Raw genomic sequence first — 3,505 nt, 5'->3', positions numbered from 1 at the left:
AAGAAATCACAGAGGTCAGCGGTAGGTGCTCAAACATTTGGAACATTGCGAGTGATACTTCACCGATACCATCTGCTAGTGCACCTGTGCCCTGTTGCACTTGCTCAATTGCAGAACCACCGAAGATGGCCATCCAAACAACCGATACTAAGGTTGGTACAAGTAGTACAGCGATGATGAATTCACGAACGGTACGACCACGTGAAACACGTGCGATAAACATGCCTACGAATGGTGACCAACTAATCCACCATGCCCAGTAGAATACTGTCCAGCCGTGGTAGAAGGTTTCATCTTCACGGCCCACCATGTTACTTAGCGGTAGGATATTTTCGATATAACCCACTAACGTGGTACCCATGGCGCCAAAGATCGCACCAGTGTGGCCAACGATTAATACGAAAATAGCCAACAACGCAGCAATGATCATGTTGATATTGGAGAGCAGTTTTACACCGCCATCTAGACCACGTGCTACAGAGATAATCGCAACACCTGTCACCACTGCAATCACGGCGATTTGAGTGGTCAATGTATTCGGAATATCAAATAGGAAGTGCAGACCACTGGTGGCTTGTTGCGCACCAAAACCTAGTGAAGTGGCCAAACCAAAAATCGTTGCAATCACCGCGAGAATATCGACAAAGTGACCAGAGCACCCCATACACGCTCACCAAAAAGAGGATAAAAAGCAGAGCGGATCGTGAGCGGCAGACCTTTGTTGTAAGCGAAGAAAGCCAGTGCTAAGGCGACTACAGCATAGATTGCCCATGGGTGAAGTCCCCAGTGGAACATGGTTGCGCCCATGGCGAGAGACTCTGCCTCCGGTGAACGGGCTTCAACATTAAGTGGCGTGCCATACCAGCCTGTGTAGTAAGCCACAGGCTCAGCAACACTCCAGAACATTAAGCCGATACCCATACCCGCTGCGAACAGCATACAGAACCAAGCAATGGTGGAGTGCTCGGCCTTGGCATCGGTGCCGCCAAGACGGATCTTACCCATTGGCAAGAAGATGAGCGCCAAACAGAAAAGCACGAAAATGTTGCCGGCAATCATGTAGAACCAATCAAAATTATTCGATCGACCAACCACGTGCCGCCATGAGCATATCTTTCGCACTGTCAGGAAAGACAATAGAACCAATGACAAAAGCAAAAATGATGAAGGCTGAAATACCAAACACAGGATTGTGCACATCTAAACCGAGGAACTGTACGTTATCTGACCGGCTTTATAGTCCGTATCGTACTCTTCCCGACCGACTGCCGGTTTCTCTTTACTCATAGTGTTACTTACTCCCAAGTGGTTAAGGCAGTAACAATTGGAATGAAGGCCGAGTCTCTTGGATCGGATTTATGTCTGCATTCCAATTGTCGCAGTGTCTATTCATTAGAATAGACCTATTTGAATCTAACTTCTACTTAGAGGTAGAAGTACTTCCATAACTTTTAAGCGCCTCTATTATGGGCGCTTTTAGTAATTCGTGGGGAGAATGGCAGTATATTAATTTGATGTCAAACAATCGTAAGGAGTGAGAATGTTAGCTCTCTAAGAATAGCTGCCGAGCAATTCATTTAAGAACAATTTGCCCTTTTCACTGGTACGGATGATGCCTTGATGCCAAGCATCCTGTTCTAATAATCCTAACTTGACCGCTTTCTGGCAAGATTCAAAAAGTTCTTTTGGAACAGTGTGATAGGCGTATTTCTCATAATCACTAAGTGGAAATTCTTCAAACAAACGTAAGCGGTTCATCATGAATTCAAGGGGCAGCTCTTCAGAAGCGATTGCCTCCTTGATACAAAGGGCTTCTGGCAGATTATTTAGGTAATGATTGGGGTGTCGGGTCTTTCGGGTACGAAATATTTCCCCATTTGTTAGTGTAATTTTTCCATGCGCACCCGCACCGATGCCGAGATAATCGCCAAAACGCCAATAGTTCAAATTGTGTTGTGCTTGACGTCCCGCTTTGGCATTAGCAGAAATTTCATACTGCGAATAACCATCTTTCTCAAGCAAGACGAGGCCTTCGTCTTGAATGTATCCAGAGGGTATTGTCTTTCCGGAAGCGTTGGCGGGCGACGGTAGAATTCGGTGTTGGGTTCGATGGTTAACTGATACCAAGACAAATGCTCTGGGTTTAATTCAATGGCCAATTTTAGATCTTCAAGGGCCATTGCAACGCTTTGATCAGGTAGGCCATGCATCAAATCTAGGTTGATGTTATCGATCCTGCCAGACGAGACTTATCCACAGCGGCGATTGCTTCTTCGCGATTGTGGATTCTTCTCGAGGGTTTTCAACAGGTTTGGCTGAAAACTTGGATACCGATCGACAAACGATTGATGCCTGCTTACGAAAATGGGCGAATTTCTCTTGCTCGAACGTCCCAGGATCGGCTTCCATGGTAATTTCAGCGTTTTCGACCCAGTTCAGCTTCTCGCGTAGACGATCGAACAACTGGTAGTAGAAATCGGCGCTCATCAAGCTCGGTGTGCCACCACCAATAAACGCGGTTTGAATAGGACGATCGGCGACATAGGGCAGGTCCACCTCTAAATCGGCAATAAGCTGATCAAGGTAGGCTTGCTCAGGTAGCTTGCCTTGGTCTTCAAAGCGGTCGGCTTGGTGTGAGTTGAAATCGCAGTAAGGGCATTTGCGAACACACCAAGGCACATGAATGTAAAGGCTTAAAGGTGGCAATTGGCTCATAGCATTTGACGGGCTTTAAACGCCTCAACCAGTTCTGCTAGCGCTTTAGCACGGTGGCTAAGTTGGTTTTTCACTTCTTTTGGCAAACTCGCTGAGCTACAGCCTTTTTCAGGGACAAAGAAACCGGGTCGTAGCCAAAGCCCTCGACGCCTTCAGCCGATTCAAGAATGCGACCTTCCCATGAGTGATGGGTGATGATGAAGTTTAAAGCACACGGTTTATGGCGTGTTCATATTGAAAATGCGACGATTTATATTGCGTTGAAAGGTGGGTTCAATCGCGAAGGGGTGATTGATTTTCAAAATGATATTATTAAGCGTGTTATGTCAGAGCCAACACCTTGTGACAGTGCTGTACTGAATTTATCTGAATTTGAAATGAGTACCTCCAGATAGTTTGGAGGCAACTAAAGAATATTTCGAAGGGGTAAAGCAACGAGGTTATAAATGGGTCGACTATATAGGTGTGAACCCAATTGCGGAATATAATTTAAAGCAGTTGTGGCAAGGAGCAAAAACAGAGATATTGTTTTTACCCCGATGAGAAGGCTTATATTAGTGCTAAGCCTGAGCATATGAAGCCTTTAACTGAACTATCCCAAATAAGCTTTGAGCATCCACACTAGTTTTTCTTGCTCTTTAATATAGTCGCTCATTAGAGCGGCTGTACCTTCATCTTCTGCATCACTTGCCACACCTAAAATCTCGCGTTGTTGTTTTAATAATAGCGTGAAACCATTCAGTAGTGTTGTCACAGGTGCTGTGTAAGAGGTGAATCTAACCGTCGTTAA

6 protein-coding genes and 1 pseudogene are annotated in these 3,505 nt (G+C 45.5%); 1 reads left to right on the top strand and 6 read right to left on the bottom strand.

What is annotated here, in order from left to right:
• The 5 genes and pseudogenes from ACXAC4_RS20260 to ACXAC4_RS20240 all read right to left on the bottom strand — a co-directional run.
• Positions 1-1,122, bottom strand: a pseudogene (locus ACXAC4_RS20260) (BCCT family transporter); the annotation flags it as partial.
• Positions 1,076-1,198, bottom strand: a complete 123-nt coding sequence (locus ACXAC4_RS20255; RefSeq protein ID WP_475164984.1) for a hypothetical protein — start codon at positions 1,196-1,198, stop codon at positions 1,076-1,078. The pseudogene ACXAC4_RS20260 and the gene ACXAC4_RS20255, both read right to left, overlap by 47 nt.
• 353 nt (positions 1,199-1,551) lie before the next feature.
• Complete coding sequence (locus tag ACXAC4_RS20250; RefSeq protein WP_475164983.1) at positions 1,552-2,022, bottom strand: hypothetical protein; 471 nt, start codon at positions 2,020-2,022, stop codon at positions 1,552-1,554.
• A 204-nt stretch (positions 2,023-2,226) separates the two neighbouring features.
• Positions 2,227-2,715, bottom strand: a complete 489-nt coding sequence (locus ACXAC4_RS20245; RefSeq protein WP_475164981.1) for a radical SAM protein — start codon at positions 2,713-2,715, stop codon at positions 2,227-2,229.
• Positions 2,712-2,801 (bottom strand): hypothetical protein, encoded by a 90-nt coding sequence (locus ACXAC4_RS20240; RefSeq protein ID WP_475164980.1) that lies wholly within the window; start codon positions 2,799-2,801, stop codon positions 2,712-2,714. The genes ACXAC4_RS20245 and ACXAC4_RS20240 overlap by 4 nt, the downstream gene beginning before the upstream one ends.
• A 108-nt stretch (positions 2,802-2,909) precedes the next feature.
• On the opposite strand from ACXAC4_RS20240, the gene ACXAC4_RS20235 reads away from it, so the two are divergent.
• Positions 2,910-3,110 carry a hypothetical protein gene (locus tag ACXAC4_RS20235; protein ID WP_475164978.1) on the top strand — a complete coding sequence of 67 codons (201 nt, stop codon included), beginning with the start codon at positions 2,910-2,912 and terminating at the stop codon, positions 3,108-3,110.
• Positions 3,111-3,307: 197 nt separating this feature from the next.
• On the opposite strand, the gene ACXAC4_RS20230 is transcribed toward ACXAC4_RS20235, so the two are convergent.
• The coding region (locus ACXAC4_RS20230; protein WP_475164976.1) for a ferritin-like domain-containing protein at positions 3,308-3,505 on the bottom strand (198 nt) is incomplete at its 5' end.

Source organism: Pseudoalteromonas sp. AWM4_233, assembly GCF_056158285.1.
The sequence above is the reverse complement of the archived record's forward strand: the minus strand, read 5'-3'. Positions and strand labels throughout refer to the sequence as shown.